At 67.2% G+C, this 17,158-nt stretch carries 15 protein-coding genes; 7 read left to right on the forward strand and 8 right to left on the reverse strand.

Annotated features, from left to right (window positions below; translation table 11 throughout):
- Positions 1 to 123: 123 nt before the first annotated feature.
- The 4 genes from MUG94_RS14935 to ssd form a co-directional block, all read right to left on the reverse strand.
- Entirely contained in the window at positions 124 to 585 is a 462-nt protein-coding gene (locus MUG94_RS14935) for a type II secretion system F family protein (protein WP_227890504.1), read from the reverse strand.
- A 155-nt stretch (positions 586 to 740) separates the two neighbouring features.
- A complete protein-coding gene (locus tag MUG94_RS14940) occupies positions 741 to 1,559 on the reverse strand; it encodes a type II secretion system F family protein (RefSeq protein ID WP_227906941.1) in 819 nt (272 codons plus the stop codon).
- Entirely contained in the window at positions 1,556 to 2,794 is a 1,239-nt protein-coding gene (locus MUG94_RS14945; protein WP_423724163.1) for a TadA family conjugal transfer-associated ATPase, read from the reverse strand. The genes MUG94_RS14940 and MUG94_RS14945 overlap by 4 nt, the downstream gene beginning before the upstream one ends.
- Positions 2,791 to 4,083 carry a septum site-determining protein Ssd gene (ssd, locus tag MUG94_RS14950; RefSeq protein ID WP_227906943.1) on the reverse strand — a complete coding sequence of 431 codons (1,293 nt, stop codon included), beginning with the start codon at positions 4,081 to 4,083 and terminating at the stop codon, positions 2,791 to 2,793. Before ssd ends, MUG94_RS14945 begins: the two co-directional genes overlap by 4 nt.
- Before the next feature lie 119 nt (positions 4,084 to 4,202).
- On the opposite strand from ssd, the gene MUG94_RS14955 reads away from it, so the two are divergent.
- On the forward strand, positions 4,203 to 5,918 hold the full coding sequence (locus MUG94_RS14955) for a bifunctional 3'-5' exonuclease/DNA polymerase (protein WP_227906948.1): 1,716 nt from the start codon (positions 4,203 to 4,205) through the stop codon (positions 5,916 to 5,918).
- Here the strand turns inward: MUG94_RS14955 and MUG94_RS14960 are convergent.
- Complete coding sequence (locus MUG94_RS14960) at positions 5,900 to 6,877, reverse strand: CPBP family intramembrane glutamic endopeptidase (protein WP_227906950.1); 978 nt, start codon at positions 6,875 to 6,877, stop codon at positions 5,900 to 5,902. The genes MUG94_RS14955 and MUG94_RS14960 overlap by 19 nt on opposite strands.
- A 131-nt stretch (positions 6,878 to 7,008) precedes the next feature.
- Here MUG94_RS14960 and MUG94_RS14965 point away from each other — a divergent pair, with 131 nt between their 5' ends.
- From MUG94_RS14965 to MUG94_RS14985, 5 genes are all read left to right on the forward strand, one after another.
- Positions 7,009 to 8,178 (forward strand): sensor histidine kinase, encoded by a 1,170-nt coding sequence (locus MUG94_RS14965; RefSeq protein WP_227906952.1) that lies wholly within the window; start codon positions 7,009 to 7,011, stop codon positions 8,176 to 8,178.
- Positions 8,175 to 8,882: a response regulator transcription factor gene (locus MUG94_RS14970; RefSeq protein ID WP_227906953.1), complete on the forward strand. Its 708-nt coding sequence runs from the start codon at positions 8,175 to 8,177 to the stop codon at positions 8,880 to 8,882. Before MUG94_RS14965 ends, MUG94_RS14970 begins: the two co-directional genes overlap by 4 nt.
- Before the next feature lie 107 nt (positions 8,883 to 8,989).
- Complete coding sequence (locus tag MUG94_RS14975) at positions 8,990 to 9,403, forward strand: DUF6507 family protein (RefSeq protein ID WP_227906955.1); 414 nt, start codon at positions 8,990 to 8,992, stop codon at positions 9,401 to 9,403.
- A 12-nt stretch (positions 9,404 to 9,415) separates the two neighbouring features.
- Entirely contained in the window at positions 9,416 to 11,323 is a 1,908-nt protein-coding gene (locus MUG94_RS14980; RefSeq protein ID WP_227906956.1) for a hypothetical protein, read from the forward strand.
- Between the two features lie 125 nt (positions 11,324 to 11,448).
- On the forward strand, positions 11,449 to 11,958 hold the full coding sequence (locus tag MUG94_RS14985; protein WP_227906958.1) for a hypothetical protein: 510 nt from the start codon (positions 11,449 to 11,451) through the stop codon (positions 11,956 to 11,958).
- A 15-nt stretch (positions 11,959 to 11,973) separates the two neighbouring features.
- On the opposite strand, the gene MUG94_RS14990 is transcribed toward MUG94_RS14985, so the two are convergent.
- Genes MUG94_RS14990 through MUG94_RS15000 form a run of 3 tightly spaced genes read right to left on the reverse strand, consistent with a single transcriptional unit; the run spans position 11,974 to position 14,822 of the window.
- Positions 11,974 to 12,657, reverse strand: coding sequence for an NUDIX hydrolase (locus MUG94_RS14990; protein WP_227890511.1), 684 nt, complete (start codon positions 12,655 to 12,657; stop codon positions 11,974 to 11,976).
- The gene (gene nth / locus MUG94_RS14995) at positions 12,654 to 13,451 is read right to left on the reverse strand and encodes an endonuclease III (RefSeq protein WP_227890512.1); all 798 of its coding nucleotides are present in this window, start codon (positions 13,449 to 13,451) and stop codon (positions 12,654 to 12,656) included. Before nth ends, MUG94_RS14990 begins: the two co-directional genes overlap by 4 nt.
- A gap of 48 nt (positions 13,452 to 13,499) precedes the next feature.
- Entirely contained in the window at positions 13,500 to 14,822 is a 1,323-nt protein-coding gene (locus tag MUG94_RS15000) for a hypothetical protein (RefSeq protein WP_227906960.1), read from the reverse strand.
- Positions 14,823 to 15,142: 320 nt separating this feature from the next.
- On the opposite strand from MUG94_RS15000, the gene acs reads away from it, so the two are divergent.
- The gene (gene acs / locus MUG94_RS15005) at positions 15,143 to 17,131 is read left to right on the forward strand and encodes an acetate--CoA ligase (RefSeq protein ID WP_227906961.1); all 1,989 of its coding nucleotides are present in this window, start codon (positions 15,143 to 15,145) and stop codon (positions 17,129 to 17,131) included.
- The last annotated feature ends 27 nt before the right edge of the window (positions 17,132 to 17,158 follow it).

Here is a 17,158-nt window from a genome sequence, read left to right on the forward strand (position 1 = left end):
GTTGTGGCGGTGATCCGATCCTTCAGTGGCCGGAACCTTGGAACCAGACGCAAGGCTGCCGTTCCGGACAACGGCCGCTGCCAAGTCGGCTGTGGAGGATGGGAATGACCCGGAAGCATGTGGCTACGGAAAGGATGGAAGAAGGGACAGCAGCAGCGGCACTACCGACAGAGCCACGAATGCCGGCAGCGCACACAGTCCCAGCGGCACCACCAGCCGCACCCCGAGCGCGGCAGCCCGGCGTTCCGCCTCCCGGGACCGGCGGCGCCGGATTTGAGCCGCCTCCGCAAGCAGGACGGCGGCGGAAGGGGCACCGGTGGTTGCGGCAAACCTCAGGGCCTTCCGCAGATGGGTTGCCGGCGCGGGCAGTCCGACCGGGCCGGGGGAGGCCAGTTCCCATGCCGCGGCCCACGGAGCGCCCAGTTCCAACCCTGCCTGCACCCGGCGCAGACACCTTGAGGTTTTCGGATCCACGACATCAGCCAGCACGGCAAGTGCCTGAAGCAACGGCTGTCCGGCTTCGAGCATGGCGGCCACGAGATCCAGCATCAGGGCCGGATCATCGATGCCAATGCCAACGTTCACGGAGTGTCCCGGTTTGTTTCCGGGCAGAGTGTTGCCGTTCAAGGCACTGTGCGGGCCGGATCCAGTTGGCAGCGTCAATTCCGCTGCGCTCCGCCCCGGCAGCAAAAGCAAGAGGCTTGCCGCGGCAAGAAGTGCGGCCACCAAAGCGGGGGCCATCAGGTGCCCGCCGCCTGCCGTACCAGTGCGCGAGACCAGAACCTGCCAACCAGTGACAACGCAACACCCGCTGCCCCGGCCAGCCATCCCGCCGGGCTCCCCAGCAGCACCCCCACCGGATCGGCACCCAGCAGATACCCCAGTCCCAGCCCGCCCACCGGCAACCAGGTCAGCAGCCGGACGGTGGCCTGCGGTCCAGCCATGGCGGTCTCACGAGCTGCCTGATGATCCAAGCCGCGCTCAAGCTGAGCGGCGTACCGGCCCAGGACACCTGCCAGCGGTGCCCCGCTGCGCTCCGAGACACAGACACACGCTGCCAGCTCGGTCCAGAGCCCGGTCAGTGATTCAGCGCTCCGGCTCCCGTGTCCCTGCCGGCCTGTCCCGGTTGCCCCGGTAACTGACTGAGCCGCGACTCGGAAAACAGGTACGGGGCTGAGCCCCAGGGACGTCGCCTGGGCGGCGGCGTCGAGGACGGGCAGCACCTGCGCTGCCATCGACCCGGCGCGTCCCCTGCCGTCGTCGAAATAGTCATCGAAATATAGGGAAGCAGCATCCGCCCACAGCTGGTGGGGTGCCCGTCCAGCGGTGAGCAGGCCGGTGAGCTGATGGATGAGGAGCGGCGCATCCTGCAGCGCCGGATCCGGACGGGACCTGGGCAGCCGGCGCAGAATTGACCGGCGCGGGTGCCCGGTCCCTGGCCGCCCCTGCTCTGAGGCCCGGAGGCCAGCGACCGGAGAAAGCTGCACCGGGGTGCGGGAAGGCGGCAGCAGGAGCACCGCCGACAGCCCAAGCAGCACGGCAATCCAGAGACCGGTCATGAAGCGGATGTTTCCGGCGCCTGGTCCGCACCGATCCGCCGCTGAAGTGCCGCCCATCCTTCGCCGTGCCGTCCGGCAGCACCTGGTGGCAGCAACGGCAGCAGCGCCGGCACTGCCAGCAGCCGCCCGTCTGCCGATGCCGTGATCACTGCGATTTCCGCAACCCGCCGGCCGGCGGTGTCGCGGGCCAAATGCACCACCACGTCCAGGGCGCTGGCTGCCTGCAGATTGACCGCGGCGCTGCTCATCCCGGCGAGCGCCCCGAGAGCCGCCAGCCGGGCGGGAACGCTGGCAGCGGAGTTGGCATGGATGGTGCCGCCTGCGCCGTCGTGTCCGGTGTTCATGGCAGCCAGAAGCTCACGGACCTCGGCGCCGCGGCACTCCCCCACAATCAGCCGGTCCGGCCGCATCCTCAGAGCCTGCCGGACCAGTTCGGCCTGGTCCACTGTGCCGGCCCCCTCCACGTTTCCATGCCGGCTCTGCAGTCCCACAACATGAGGATGGCGCGGGTCCAGCTCAGCGGCGTCCTCCACGAGCACCAGCCGTTCATGCGGTTTGCTCAGCGACAGCAGGGTGGAGAGCAGCGTGGTTTTCCCCGTTCCCGTGGCCCCGCTGATCAGGAAGTTCAGGCGGCACGCGATGATGCGCCGAAGCACCGCGGCGCTCTCAGGATCCAGCGTTCCACCGGCCTGCAGTTCCGACAGCGTGAAGGTGAGCGTGCGCCGGATGCGGATGGAGAGCAGTGTGGAACCGGTGGAGACCGGACGCAGCACCGCATGGACACGGTAGCCGCGCAGCTGCACATCCACACACGGGTTGGAGTCATCCAGCCGCCGTCCGCCTGCCGCAATGAGCCGGGCCGCAAGGCCTTGAACCTCTGCATCGGAGCTGAACCGCAGCCCGGTCAGTTCCAGCCCGTGTCCGCTGTCCACCCACACCCGGTCCGGACCGTTCACCAAGATGTCGCTGATCCCGGGCAGCAGCGCCAATTCCTGGAGCGGGCCCAGCCCCTGCAGTTCCGCCTGTACCCGGTCAACAGCGCGCAGGGCACCCTCGGCACCCAGCAGCCGTCCGCTGGAGTGCACTGCAGCCGCCAAGCGCGCGGCAGTAACCGGCTCCCCGTCGTCCAACATCCTCCGCCGGACCTCCCGCACCATCGGAGAATCGCCTGCGCGAGGCGCCGGCTGATCCGAGGGCAGGCCACGGGCGGCGCGGCGGCCCGTCTGGCCGCTCATCTCGACGGCCTTTTCATCGCGGAGGCCGGAACAGGCAGTTCCGCGGCAAACCGTTCCACCAACTGGCCGGTCACCCGCCGGATGCTGCGGCTGCGGCCGCGCTGCAGCAGGAGTCCGCGCGCCTCGGCATGTTCCAGACGCCGGGCAGCCGGCAGATAACCAGCCAGGGACAGACCTGCAGCGTCAGCTGCGCGGACGTCATCCAGTCCGTCGCCCAGCGGTCCGCGGACCACCGCGGCTTTGGGCACGGCAGCTCCCAGACTCCGGGTAAGTGACCTGGCGGCGAGCACGGGCCGCAGACGCCCCGGAACCACCAGCAGCAGGGCATCACAGGAGAGCAGCAACGAACTGGACGGCTGCCGTGCGCAGTCCACAATGGTGAGGGCAAAAGCCCCTCGTGCAGCGTCCATCACCGCCGAGATGCTCTCGTCGGCAGGATAATCAGCGGACGGCGAGTCGGCTGCCCAGGTTTCATCCGTCCCGCCGCCCGCACGGGCCTCTCCGGAATCTCCGGAAAGCAGCGCGAAACCCGATACCTGGGGAAGCGCGGACACGAGCTGCACCGGATTCAAGGTGCCGCGGACATCCGCCAAATCAGGCCAGCGCACCCCGGGCACGTCGCCGCTGCCAAGGCTGGCATCCAGCCCTCCGCCGCAGGGGTCGCCGTCCACCAGCAGCGTTTCCACCCGGCGCTCGGCGGCTTCGTGGGCAAGCCAGCAGGAGAGCGTGGATGCCCCTGCTCCCCCGCTTCCGCCCACTACTCCCACCACGAAGCCCGAGGCTTTGCCTCGCCTCCGGCCCAAATATTCGGCCAGCCAGCCTGAGGCTTCCGGAAGTACTGCAACGCGCGCTGCTTCCCGCCGGGCTGCCTCCTGCCACAACTCCGTGTCCTGGGCGGTGCCCACCAGGATGACTTCGGGCCACCGAAGCCCGGGCCCGCCCTGTGGCACATGATGTCCGGATCCCGCCGCCACGTCGCTGCCCAGCAGCAGCACCTCCGGGTTTCGGTGAGCCGCAGCTTCGGCATCCGCCATCACTTCCAGTTCCACACCGGCTGCCGCAGCAATTCTGGCCACCTCGTCCTGCAGCGGCTGGGATCCGCTGATCAGGATGACCGGCGCCGCGATGGTTGGAACGCCTGTCGCAGAGCGCCCCGAAACCGGTCCCGGCGTCGTGCGCAGGCTAAACCGTGACGGGGCCCGAAGTCGGTCCGCAAGGAACTGCGCCGGCTGCGGAGCGCGGTTCTTCCGCGACCTGGACGCCGGCACCCACAGCTGCTCTTCACTCATGCCCAGACACTCTCCCAGCCGCGGCACAAGTGCATCGGGCAGTGACGGCGCTGGGGACAGCGCAGGGTTTCCCTGACACTGTGGAGGAGACCGGATGGAGCAGCAGGGACAATGGAACCATGTACGTTGTCCTCACTGCCGCCGGATCGGCCGCCGCTGCCGGATCGCTGCTGCTGCAGGAGACCGACGACGCCGGGCACCCCGCCGCACCTCCCGCCGTCGTCGCCCCCGCGAAATTGGCAGCCGCGGTGCTCCATTACGAGGACCAGCCCCGGAACGTCCGCTGGGTTTTCGGCAGCACACGGGAGATCTATCCTCAGCTGCTCGACGCCGGCGTCACGGTGGAACGCAGCCATGATCTGGCCCTTGTCCGCGGCATTCTGCGCTTTTCCGAAGCCGTCCCCGCGTCCCCTTATATAGACAAGCTGCGCACCGAAGCGTCCGACGAAGACACGGATCTGCTCCCCCGCCAGCTGCTGCCGGTGCAGCCGGCACCCAACCAAAGCTCGCTCTTCGAGGAGCTCGAAGGCTTCGATCCCCTGCCCGGCAGGCGCGGCCCGTCGCTGGAAGACCAGGTTGCCGAGCTGCAGGCCCAACTCGCCGCCGTGGCCGGCGCTTCCTCCCCGCGCCGCCTGGCCCTGCTGCTGGCCGCAGAATCTGCCGGCGGACTGATTGCCGTGGAAATGGAGCACGCCGGCCTGCCCTGGCGCCGCGACATCCACGAAGCGATGCTGGAGCACGAACTGGGACCGCGCCCGCCCGAGGGACAGCGTCCGGTCCGGCTGGAACAGCTCGCCTCGGAGCTGCGGGACAAACTGGGCAACCCCGGGTTCAATCCGGACTCCCCGCAGGAGCTGCTCCGTGCCCTGCACCGAGCCGGGATCGAAGTGAAAACCACCCGGTCCTGGGAACTGCAGCAGCACGAGCATCCCGCCATCGCTCCCCTGCTGGAATACAAGCGGCTCTCCCGGCTGCTGACCGCCAACGGCTGGACCTGGCTGGATGCCTGGGTGGACGGCGGCCGGTTCCGGCCCGAGTATGTGGTGGGCGGGGTGGTCTCCGGACGATGGGCCTCGCGCGGCGGCGGTGCCCTGCAGATTCCCAAATACGTGCGCGACGCCGTGCGGCCGGACCGGGGCCACCGGCTGATTGTCGCAGACGCCGCGCAGCTGGAGCCCCGGGTGCTCGCGGCCCTGGGCCAGGATAACGCCCTCGCGGCCGCAGCCCGCGGCAAGGACCTGTACCAGGGCATCGCGGACCAGAACTTCAACGGCGACCGGTCGCTGGCCAAAATGGCAATGCTCGGCGCCATGTACGGCGCCACCTCCGGTGAGGCTGGCCGGCTGATGCCCGCCCTGACCCGGTCCTATCCGCAGGCCATCGACGTGGTGGAACGCGGCGCGCGGGCCGGAGAAGCAGGCAAGGTGGTCAGCAGCCATCTTGGCCGCAGCTCGCCGCCGGTATCGGAGCGCTGGCTGCGTGCCCAGCAGAGTTCCTCCGCTGAGGAACAGCGCCGGGCCGAGTCCCTGGCCCGGTCCCAAGGCAGGTTCACCCGCAACTTTGTGGTGCAGTCCACCGCGGCGGAATGGGCCCTGTGCTGGCTGGCGGAAATACGACGGCGGCTGCGGGCGGCGTCCACGGCCGCACCGGCGGGGCAGCTGGTGTTCTTCCTGCACGACGAAGTGATGCTTCATGTGCCCGCGGACCGGGCCGACGAGGTCAGCGCCCTGGTCACCGAGGCCGCAGCCGCTGCCACCCGCCTGCTGTTCGGGCAGATTCCGCTGGAGTTCCCGGTGGTGGCCGTGACCGTGGATTCCTATGCCGAAGCCAAGTAACGATCCCTCCGCGGAGGCGCTGCAGCGGGCGACGGGAACCAGCGGACCACGATAAGGGCGTAGGCCAGCGTAAAAGCCAGCGAAAAGGGCAGGGCAGCCAACGGCAGGTCGGTGGCATTGAGGTCCCCGAAGCCCGCCGCACCCAGGCCGAGCGCTCCCACGTTGTTGATGACATGCAGCGCGATGGCTGCTTCCAGCCCGCCGGTGCGCCAGGTGATCCAGCCGGCCGCGACGGCAAAGGCTGCAACATCAATCTGCCCCACCAGTCCGTAGCCGTGGCCGACGACGAACAGGGGAACCGGCAACAGGATGGCGAAGGCCGGATGGCGCAGCCAGGATCCGATGCCCTGCATCAGCAGACCGCGGAAAGCATATTCCTCGGCGGTTGCCTGCACCGGTACTAATGCCAGGACTACGAGCAGCAGAAGCCACACGTTGCCGGAACTTCCGCCGCCGTCCGTCACTGCGCCACTGCCTCGCAAGGACTCCGGCACCAGCAGGCTCAAGGCGTTCATGGCCACGAACAGGCCGGCAGCCAGGACCAGCGGCTTGGGAAAGCAGCGCCAGCGCAGCCGGCCGGTGACCGAGGAGAGTGTTCCTGCGGAACGCCTGCCGCCCCACCGCACGCCCAGCGCCGCCGCGGGCCAGAGCAGACCGACGGTTCCCAGCAGGAAGGCGAGCTGCACCGGGTCGCCGAGGTCTGATTCCGCAGACAACGCCCGCTCCACCGTTGCGGAAACGCCCGGCACAAAGATCCCCACCGCCGCCGTTGCCCCCATCGCCAACATCATCAGGACAAAAAAGAGGACGACGGTGACCATCACCGTGGTCAGCGGGTGCCACCATCGGTAGCCGGGCTGGGAGCGGGCCAGGCGGTGAAACGGACGGGGAGGGGCGAGACGGACGGGAGCGGGGCGGGCCGGGGTCACGGCATCCGGATGATCAGCAGAAAAGGTCATGCCTGAAGCCTGCCCGCTCAGGCTTCCTTTCCGCTTCGGCCATTTGACCCTCGGCGCCAGCCACATGACGAAAAAGACTTCATGCTTTTGGCTAATTGTGGTCCGTCACGCCGCTCATTAGGATTTCGAGAATGCCGCTCCCGACTCAACACCTCAGCGTCTGGCAAACGGCAGGCATCACTGCCGCAGCCGCGGTGGTCGGGTTCCTCGTTTTTCTCGTCGTTCGGGGTTCCATGCTGCCGCCCGACGACGCCGATCCCACGCCCTTCATGGGATTGATGTTCCTGGACTTCATCCTGGGTCTGACCGCCGTCGGCCTCCTCCCCCTCGCCCTGCGCCGGGCACCGGTTGCCGCTGGTCTTGCCATCATTGCCCTCAGCGGACTCTCCACCCTGGCCTTTCCCGCCGCCTGCCTGTGCATTGTCCGCATCGCAGCCCTGAGACGGCCGCGTCTTCTGGCTGCCACTGCGCTTGTCTTTCTTGCAGCAGTGTTGGTCGACTTCGCCGTCAACCCGGTTGCTGGTGGTGCCGAAGACTACGGATGGGTTCTTTTGATCGCTTTGGGCATGCTGGGAGTTCTGGTACTGATCGGGATGAACCGCGGCGCTAAAAAGGCGCTGATCGTTTCCCTCCGGCAGGAAGCGGACAGCGCCCGCCGGGAACAGGATGCACGGGCGGATCAGGCTCGGCTGGCCGAGCGCACCCGGATTGCGCGGGAGATGCACGACACCCTGGCTCACCGCCTGAGCCTGATCAGCATGCATGCCGGAGCCTTGGAGTACCGCACCGATCTGGACCCGGAAACCATCCGGTCCACGGCCGGAATCCTGCGCGAGACCGCCTCCAAAGCCACATCGGAACTGCGCACCGTGTTGACCGTTCTGCGTGAAGACGCAGTGGACACCGCACCCCAGCCGAATATCTCCTCCATTCCGGCACTCGTGGAAACAGCCCGGGCGGCCGGCACCGACATCACGCTGAGCATCGAACCGGCGCTGCTGGGCACCGCGCTCGACGCCCCCGCCGATGCAACCTCCCGCCACCTGTACCGCGTGGCGCAGGAGGGCATCACCAACGCCCAAAAACATGCTCCCGGCCATCCCGTGGCGGTGTCCCTGACCGGTGCACCCGGGCAGTGCATCACCGTGACGGTGAGCAACCCGGTCTCGGGGTCCAAGCCCCCTGCGCCGGACGGGCTCGGTCTGATTGGACTGGCTGAGCGGGCGCGGCTCTCCGGCGGCTCCTTTGAATCGGGTGCCAGGCACGGGGTCTACACCACGGCAGTGCAGGTTCCCTGGTGAGCGCCGCATCAATCAAGGTCCTGATCGCGGACGATGAACCCCTCATCCGTGCAGGGCTGCGGCTCATCCTTGACGGGGCCCCGGATATTTCCATCGTTGGTGAAGCGGGCGACGGCGAGACCGCCGTCGTGCTCGCCGCGGAACTAACACCCGACGTCGTCCTCATGGACATCCGGATGCCGCGGCTGAACGGCATCGCCGCCACGGAACGCATCACGGCGTCGCCGCAGCCGCCCAGGGTGATCGTCCTGACCTCGTTCGACACCGATGATTTCATCCTGTCCGCCCTGCGCGCCGGCGCGAGCGGTTTCCTGCTCAAGGACACCGCGCCCGCGGACATGGTCTCTGCCGTTCGCGCCGCGGCAGCGGACAACCTGCGTTTCTCCCCCGGCGTGCTCAAACGCATTGTGGCGGCAGCGGCCACTTCCTCCGCGGCACCCGCGGAACCGGCGGAACAGCACAATCCGCTGGCGGCACTCAGCGAGCGCGAACGCGTGATTGCCCGTGCGGTTTCCCGAGGGCTCACCAACACGGAGATCAGCGCTGAACTCTTCGTCAGCGTTGCCACGGTCAAAACCCACATCGCGAGCGCTTTCACCAAGCTTGATGTCGCCAACCGTGTCCAGCTGGCCGTGACCGTCCTCCAATCGCCGTCGCCGTCACCAATCAAAGTCGGCGAAAGGTCCGGACTCGCGAAGGATTAGCCCCGCCCGCAGGCAGTTATCCCCAAGGTAACTTTTTTCCTTCAACGGGACGCCGCCGCATGCCATACTCGGGGCAGCATCAGTCCGTTCCGCTCCGGGGGGAGAAAATGAAGCTTCAATTTGACCCGCCGATGCAGCCGTCCACGGCCGGATCCGGCGGGGGTGGGAGCTACTCCATGGACCCGTCCGGTATCCATGCCACCCTGGTGGACATAGCCGCTGACGGCCAGTCCTTAACGCAGGCAGCGAAGGCCGCCCGCACCTGCGGGGACAAAGCCGCGGGATATTTCGGCACCGCAACGGTGGTGGCGGACGCCTTTAACAGGTTTTGGTCCGACCGCGACGACGTCGGGGAGCGCGTAGCCTCCCTGCTCTTCCGAAAGGCCGACGCCGTCTCCACGGCCGCCTCCGCCTTCTCCGAGGCTGACGGCACCATGGCGGCCGCGGCTTCGGCTGCGCTCGCGAAGCTCCCGGCTGACTATGCGCCGTACCGCCTCGGCCAGTACCGGGCGGTGCAGTAAGCCATGCGGTCCATGCGGCTGCCGCATATCGACGTTCCCTGGGATGAGCTGGAGGACAGTGCCGCAGATATGGTCCTGCGTGCCAGGACAACCGCCGATTATCTGGTTGACGCAGCCGCGGCCTGGGATCGGTTCCGCGACTACTATCATCATCCGGCTACCCAGGACCAGATTTACGCCGCGCTGGCCGAGCTGAAGGAACCAACCGAAGACTGGCAGCGGTCACTGCAGGACGCCGCAGTGACCCTCAGCGCCTTCGCTGCCGCCGGGCGGGTCCTGGCCCGGCAAGCGCAGGACCTGCAGGAAGCATTCGGGCAGTTGGGCCCCCAGGAAACGGGCGAAGAGGGTGCGGCGCAGGACAGCGCCGAACAGCAGCTCGACGACCAAGCCGCCACTCTGGTGCGCAGCTGGGCCGACCTGCAGGAGAGAACCGCGGCTGCGCTGGCAGAAATCCGCTACGGACAAGGGGCGGGCCTGCCCATGGGTGCAGCCCCGGGCGGCAACATCCTGCCAGCCGTGGGGTGGTCCGCCCTTACCGGAAAGCTTGACCAACGTTTCGGCACCCTCAACCCCGATGCACTGCTGCCGTCTCTGCTGGGCCTGAACGAGGCAGAACTGCGGGAATGGGGAGCCGCCAATCCGGAGGCAGCGGCGCTGCTGGCGAACCGGGAACTTGCCGGTGCATTCTGGCAGCACCGGCCCGAGGCGATCATGCAGAAGGCGATGGCCGGCGGCGCCCATCTCACCCAGGACGGCATCGCCGGCATCCGGGACGCCTGGCTGAGTTTGTCGCAGCAGGACCAGGAGCGGCTCCTGCTGCTGTATCCGGGGGTCTTCGGCAGCCTCAACGGCGTGCCCTTCGCGCAGCGGGCCAGGTCCAACCTCATCACGGTTGCTGGCCTCCAGCAGAATCTTCGGGAGAAGCTGGCCGGGTTGCGGGAGCCCGTCCGCGATGACTACCAGGACTGGGGTGTCGCGGCAGACCGTTGGAAGGCGGCCCATGACCAATGGAATGCACAGCGCGAGCACCTCGAAGAAAAACTCAAGGGCCTGGACTACGCCGTGGCAGAGAACGTCCAAGTGGTGATGGTGAGCCTGGAGGACAACGGGCAGATCGTCACCATGACCGGACAACCGTCAGCTGACACCAAGATCATGGGCGCCCTGGTGCCGGGAACCGGGGCACGCCTTGGCGAACTTGAGGCGTATCTGAAGCGTCTTGAGGCAATCAGCGATGGCCCCGGTGCGGATACGCTCGGCTTCTACTGGCAGGGCACCAATCTGCCGCAGGACGTCGTCTGGGACAATAGATCACCGGTCTACAACGAAGCAGGCGCCCCGCTGCTGGCGGCCTTTGACTACGCTGTCGACTTGGAGATCCCAGCAGGCGCACGCACAACCTACGTGGGCTACAGCGCCGGCGGCTCCCTGCTCGGAACCGGGGAGCGTGTGGGCCTGGACTCCACCAACATCGTCTACGTTGCTCAGGCCGGCCCCGGACACGAGGTGAGCAGTCCCGGGGACACGGCAAATCCGCAGGCCAACCGGTACGCCATCCAAACCAGGAGCGATCTTCTGATAATCGGCGCACAGGGCGTTGGAGGCGCGGCCCACGGAGGGTCGTTCTGGGAGGGCGGCGGCGTCGGCAGGATGGGTGCCGTCCGTCTGGAATCCGGTTTTCGCGACCCGTTGATCGCCGACAGCCTGATGGGCGGACATATGGATTATTTCGGGAGGGGATCCACCTCGGCCGAAAACATCAAGGGCGTCATTCACGGCGGCGAGGTCAGCCTCTTCATCGAGGACGTCTGGTATTCAACCGCTGACGGCGGCTTCTACGTCTCACCCATCGAACTCCGTCCGCAGGACTACATCGGCAACAGAATGGAAACCGTAAACGTGTTGGATCTCGAACAATGACTCCCGTTAGCCGGCGGTTCCGGCGCAGTCCATCGTTCCTCGCCGCTGGAGCCATCGGTCTGATGCTCCTGGCCTCCGCTTGCGCTGCTCCATCCTCAGCCGACCCCAACGACACGGAGACCGACATGTCCAATCAAACCGACAAGTTTTCTTCGCCGGAGCAGTTTGCTGCTGTCCAGGAGCAGCTCGAGCTGTTGTTTCCTGCCCTGGAAGAGTCCGCCGCTTCCAGCGTGGAACTGTCCCCGCAGATGCTGAGCGAGGACTCCTGCCTTGGCCCCCAGGGCGGGGAACCGCAAACGCAGACCAGCTGGCTGGGTGTGCTTCGCGGGTTGCCTGCGGACGATGCGGCGGCCAATGCGGCGATTGACGCCTTGGCCTCACATCTGCAGTCCGACAACTGGACCGTGGTTGTGGACTCCGATACGCCGGACGTCAAAATCGGCAAAGCCCGCCTCGTCTATCTTCAACAGGGGCCGGTGAATCTGCGGCTCACCCACGAGCGCGGTTATCCGGACATCGTCGAAGTCCTCGCTACCACCCCCTGCATGGATCACCCTCAGGACCATCAGATGCAGCGGTCCCGTCTGGACCCCAGCTACGGGAAGAGCAGCCGGTACTACCCCGACGGCGCCTAGGAGAACCGGTGAGGGCTACAGCTCCGGAACTATTTCGCGCTGCTCGTCCCAGGGCAGGGTCCAGCCCAGTTCCTGAAGCACCCCGTTGAGGATGATCCCGGTGAAGCCCCACACCAGCACCCCGTTCACGAGGAACGCCGGCGAGCGGTGCGTCAGGCTGCCGTGAGTCATGACAGCGGTGCGCCGGTTCTCCGGGTTCAGCAGGTCCGCCACCGGGACCCGGAAGACGGACGCCGATTCACCGTAATCCACCACGTCCACAGGCGTGGGCCGGTCCCACCAGCCCAGGACCGGGGTCACCAGGAAGTTACTCACCGGCAGGCCGACCTCCGGCAGGGTGCCCAGAACGACGACGCCGGCCGGGTCCAGTCCGGTTTCCTCCTGCGCCTCGCGGAGCGCGGCAGCCACCGGTCCGGAATCCGCGGCATCCAGGGAGCCGCCGGGGAAGGCCACCTGCCCGGGATGGTCGTTCAGGGTGGCGGCCCGCTCCACCAGCAGGACGTCCAGTTCCTCGGGCACGCCCGCGGTACGGAAGTCAGCGGGTTTATCGTCCAGGTCGCCGAAGAGGATCAGCACCGCTGCACGCCGTGCCGTGGCCGGATCCACGCTGCGCCGCAGCAGCTCCAGGTTCGCGTCAAAGCTGGTGCTGCGCGCGGAAGCGGAAACGCCCAGCTCCCGCAGGTCGGCGTAGGCGCTCATGCTTCCAGCCCGTAGCCTGCGGCGCGCAGCTGGGCACGGGTTTCCGCGGCCATCATCCGGGCATGCAGTTCCTCGCGGCCGGGAGCCAGCTCATACTTCAGCAGCTTTTTCGCTTTCTCGGGATCAGTTTCTCCCTCGCCGTAGGACGGGCACAGCGCGGCGACGGCGCAGGCGCCGCAAGCCGGGTTCTTGGCGTGGCAGACCCGCCGGCCGTGGAAGACCACCCGGTTGGACAGCGGCGTCCAGTCCTTGGGCTCGAACAGTTCCGCCACGTCCTCCTCGACCTTCACCGGGTCCTTGGCGGTCGTCCAGCCAAAGCGGCGCGACAGCCTGCCAAAGTGTGTGTCCACCGTGATCCCGGGAATGCCGAAGGCGTTGCCGAGCACCACGTTGGCCGTCTTCCTGCCAACTCCGGGCAGCGTGACCAGCTCTTCGAGCGTGTCCGGCACCTCGCCGTCGTACTCATCCACCAGCCGGGTGGACAGCGCCTTGATGCTGGCGGCCTTGGCCCGGAAGAAGCCGGTGGGCCGGATCAGCTCCTGCAGCTCCGTCTCATCGGCTTCCGCCAGCGCTTTGGGGTCCGGATAGCGGGCGAAGAGCGCGGGAGTAACGGCGTTGACCCGGATGTCCGTGGTCTGCGCGGACAGCACGGTGGCCACCAGCAGCTCGAATGCGTTGGTGAAATCCAGTTCGGCCACGGCATAGGGATACAGCTCCCCCAGCCGCCGGTTGATCTTCCGGGCCCTGCGTTTCAGGGCCAGCAGGGAGGAATCACTCCCGGTTGCCTTCGCCACGTGCTCGTTTCCTTCTGTTGCGCGGTTCGGTGGTGGATTGTTTCCGGTCTACTCGCCGGAATCCTCACCGACGCGCTCGATGTTGCTCAGATCCCGCAGCACGCCGATGCGGCCCGTGCGCTTGTCCTGCACGAGGAACTCGGTGCCGCGGTCTTCCAGGCCCAGTTCCCAGTCGCCCGGGTGGAACATGAACAACGGCAGGCCGGTGCGCTCGTCCACAATCTGGCGCGGGGTGCCCACGGCAAACCAGAATGCCTCCACCACGTTTTCGGACTCATCGCGGGTTGCGCTGATGGAATCGCTGCCCGACGACGCCGGAACCTTCGGCGCTGCCTGCGTGGCGGGCTCCGCCTCAGATTGCTTTGCGGAAACCACGGGATTGACGGTGGTGGCCGCGAGGTCATCCTCGTTGCTCCGGGCCGGTGCGGGTGCGGCTGCAGCCGCCGGTGCCGGCGACGGCGACGGCGCGGGAGAGGGAACCTTGTCAGCACCGGACTGTTCGCGGACAGATTCACTGCCGGCGCCCTGGACGCGGGCACCTTCGGTTGCGGCTGGCTCGCTCCGGACGGCCTGGCCGGCAGGTGCGGCAGGTGCGGCAGCTGTGGCACCGGTTGCAGCATCCGCAGGGATGCCATTGACTGCCGGCGCATCGGCATCGGCTGGAACGCCGTCGTCGGTCTTGCGGCCGAACAAGCCGGTCGGAGCCAGCTTGCCCATGCCCTTGCCCATTCCCGACAACCGGGATTCGGCGGGCTTGGCGTCGTGCGAAGCACCGGGAGCGCTGGAGTCCGCCGGAGCGGGACGGGCGGGACGGCGGCGCAGGCGCACGGCGTCGCGGGCCATCACATGAGCCGGCTCCGCGGGGCGTTCGCTGAATTCGCGGGAGAAGGGAGGGATGTGCGGGGCCAGGGTGGTGGCCGCCACCAGGCCGAGCGCCCCGATGAAGGTGAGCATCGTGCCAATGGTGAACACGTTGACCAGCTGGAGGAAGAAGAAGGCGACAGCGAGCACGGCCACCACGGAACCGAACTGGTCCACGGAGAGCGATCCCACGCGGTACTTCAGTTCAGGAGCCATGCGGCGGGCAGCAAACAGTCCGGCAACGAGCAGCGGCAGGATGATGCCGATTCCCAGGAAGAACAGCGGCGTCACCGGCGACCAGAGGTTGGCTTCCAGGCCGAAGACGAGGCTCCACGGCAGCAGGGAACCGATCAGCATGAGCAGGACCGAACCGCCGACCACTGTGTCGCGCAGGCCAAACGGACCCAGGACAGCAGTCCGTACGTTGTCCTTGCCGGCGGAGTGGCTCTCCGACGGTGCCGGAGTCTCCGTCGCCGTTCGGGCGTCGTTCTCAACGGGGGGCTGGTTCATTTATGTTTCTCCATTCACGACCGCCGCCTGCGGGCCGACACAACATCTGCGGTCCGCGGCAACGGCGAGCCGCATGCACGGGTAAAAAAAGCGGTTGCTTCCTTGCACAGCCTAGTCAACGCAGGTGCCGCAGACTAGCCGAACTGCCGCGCAGCCACCGGCCGTGACCTACCGCTCACCGCACAAATACCCCCGTTGCCGGGCGTGGATGTGACGGTTGACACACTGCCGGCTGATCAGCGTTAGGGTGGTTGCAACGCTACGGCAGCCCCTCGATCCGGGCTGGACCGTGGGCGACAGCTAAAGCGAAAGGGTTCATCATGTCGGAACAGTCCCCCGTCAAGCAGCAAGGCGACGCTCTGGAGAACCTGCTCCATGAGCGCCGCAGTTTTCCGCCCAGCGCGGATTTTGCCGCCAATGCAGTTGCCCAGCAGGCGGTATATGACGAAGCAGCGGCGGAAGGTCCGGAGTTCTGGGCACGCCAGGCCCGCAGCCTCCTGACCTGGGACGAAGACTTTACCGAAACCCTGGACTGGTCCGACGCACCGTTTGCCAAGTGGTTCGGCGGCGGAAAAATCAATGCTGCCTACAACGCCCTGGACCGCCACGTTGAGGCAGGCCGCGGGGACCGCGTGGCCCTTTACTTCGAGGGCGAGCCCGGCGACACCCGCACCTATACGTATGCGCAGCTCACTGAAGAGGTCAAGAAGGCCGCCAACGCCTTTGAAACCCTGGGCGTATCCAAGGGTGACCGGGTGGCCGTGTACCTGCCCATGATTCCAGAAGCCGTGATCACCATGCTCGCGTGCGCCCGCATCGGAGCGGTCCACTCGGTGGTGTTCGGCGGGTTCTCCGCCGACGCGCTGCGCAACCGCATTGACGACGCCGAGGCCAAACTGGTGGTCACCGCCGACGGATCCTACCGCCGCGGCAAGCCCACCGCCCTGAAGCCGGCCGTGGATGAGTCGCTGGCGCAGGAAGGCCACACGGTCACCAGCGTTGTCGTCGTGAAGCGCAACGGCGAACCGGTTCAGTGGACCGAAGGCCGGGACATCTGGTGGGACGACGCGGTCGGCACGGCGAGCGCCGAACACGCAGCGGTGGGCCACGACTCCGAACACCCGCTGTTCATCCTGTACACCTCCGGCACCACGGGGAAGCCCAAGGGCATCCTGCACACCACCGGCGGCTACCTGGCGCAGACGGCGTTCACGCACCTCAACACCTTTGACCTGAAACCCGAAACCGACGTGTACTGGTGCACCGCGGACATTGGCTGGGTCACCGGACACAGCTACGTCACCTACGCCCCGCTGGTCAACGGCGCCACCCAGCTCATCTACGAGGGCACCCCGGACACCCCGCACCAGGGCCGCTGGTGGGAACTGGTGGAAAAGTACAAGGTCTCCATCCTCTACACCGCCCCCACCGCCATCCGCACCTGCATGAAGTGGGGCCGCGACATCCCCGGAAAGTTCAACCTGGATTCCATCCGCGTGCTGGGATCCGTGGGCGAGCCGATCAACCCCGAGGCCTGGATGTGGTACCGCACCGTCATCGGCTCCAACGGCGGCAAGAAAGAGGTTCCCGCCCCCATCGTGGACACCTGGTGGCAGACCGAGACCGGCGCACACATGATCGCCCCCATGCCCGGCGTCACCGCAACCAAGCCCGGTTCCGCCCAGGTGGCAGTTCCCGGCATCTCGATCGACGTGGTGGACGAGATGGGCGAATCGGTGCCCGACGGCTCCGGCGGCTTCCTGGTCATCAAGGAACCCTGGCCGGCCATGCTGCGCGGCATCTGGGGCGACCCGGAGCGCTTCAAGGCCACCTACTGGTCCCGGTTCGACAACATGTACTTCGCCGGCGACGGCGCCAAGAAGGACGAGGACGGCGACATCTGGCTGCTGGGCCGCGTGGATGACGTGATGAACGTGTCAGGACACAGACTCTCGACCACGGAGATCGAGTCCGCCCTGGTGAGCCACCCGTCAGTGGCGGAAGCCGCCGTCGTTGGGGCCACCGATGACACGACCGGCGAGGCGGTGGTGGCCTTTGTGATTCTCCGCGGCAGCGCCAAGGACGACGACGACATTGTCACCACGCTGCGCAACCACGTCGGCAAGGAAATCGGTCCGATCGCCAAGCCGCGGCACATCCTGGTGGTGCCCGAGCTGCCCAAGACCCGCTCCGGCAAGATCATGCGCCGCCTGCTCAAGGACGTCGCCGAAGGCCGCGAGGCCGGGGATTCCAGCACGCTGGCGGACAACACCGTTATGCAGCAGATCGCGGAGTCAATGCGTAAATAGCCCCGGGAAAACAACCCGCGAAATGGC

Origin of the sequence: Arthrobacter gengyunqii (assembly GCF_023022985.1) — a bacterium.
Taxonomy (GTDB): Bacteria; Actinomycetota; Actinomycetes; order Actinomycetales; family Micrococcaceae; genus Arthrobacter_B; species Arthrobacter_B gengyunqii.

Bases quoted from the DNA above. Each gene is read 5' to 3' on its own strand.
- MUG94_RS14940 (WP_227906941.1), bottom strand. From the start codon at position 1,559: ATGACCGGTCTCTGGATTGCCGTGCTGCTTGGGCTGTCGGCGGTGCTC.
- MUG94_RS14945 (WP_423724163.1), bottom strand. From the start codon at position 2,794: ATGAGCGGCCAGACGGGCCGCCGCGCCGCCCGTGGCCTGCCCTCGGAT.
- ssd (WP_227906943.1), bottom strand. From the start codon at position 4,083: ATGAGTGAAGAGCAGCTGTGGGTGCCGGCGTCCAGGTCGCGGAAGAAC.
- MUG94_RS14955 (WP_227906948.1), top strand. From the start codon at position 4,203: ATGTACGTTGTCCTCACTGCCGCCGGATCGGCCGCCGCTGCCGGATCG.
- MUG94_RS14960 (WP_227906950.1), bottom strand. From the start codon at position 6,877: ATGACCTTTTCTGCTGATCATCCGGATGCCGTGACCCCGGCCCGCCCC.
- MUG94_RS14965 (WP_227906952.1), top strand. From the start codon at position 7,009: ATGCCGCTCCCGACTCAACACCTCAGCGTCTGGCAAACGGCAGGCATC.
- MUG94_RS14975 (WP_227906955.1), top strand. From the start codon at position 8,990: ATGAAGCTTCAATTTGACCCGCCGATGCAGCCGTCCACGGCCGGATCC.
- MUG94_RS14980 (WP_227906956.1), top strand. From the start codon at position 9,416: ATGCGGCTGCCGCATATCGACGTTCCCTGGGATGAGCTGGAGGACAGT.
- MUG94_RS14985 (WP_227906958.1), top strand. From the start codon at position 11,449: ATGTCCAATCAAACCGACAAGTTTTCTTCGCCGGAGCAGTTTGCTGCT.
- MUG94_RS14990 (WP_227890511.1), bottom strand. From the start codon at position 12,657: ATGAGCGCCTACGCCGACCTGCGGGAGCTGGGCGTTTCCGCTTCCGCG.
- MUG94_RS15000 (WP_227906960.1), bottom strand. From the start codon at position 14,822: ATGAACCAGCCCCCCGTTGAGAACGACGCCCGAACGGCGACGGAGACT.
- acs (WP_227906961.1), top strand. From the start codon at position 15,143: ATGTCGGAACAGTCCCCCGTCAAGCAGCAAGGCGACGCTCTGGAGAAC.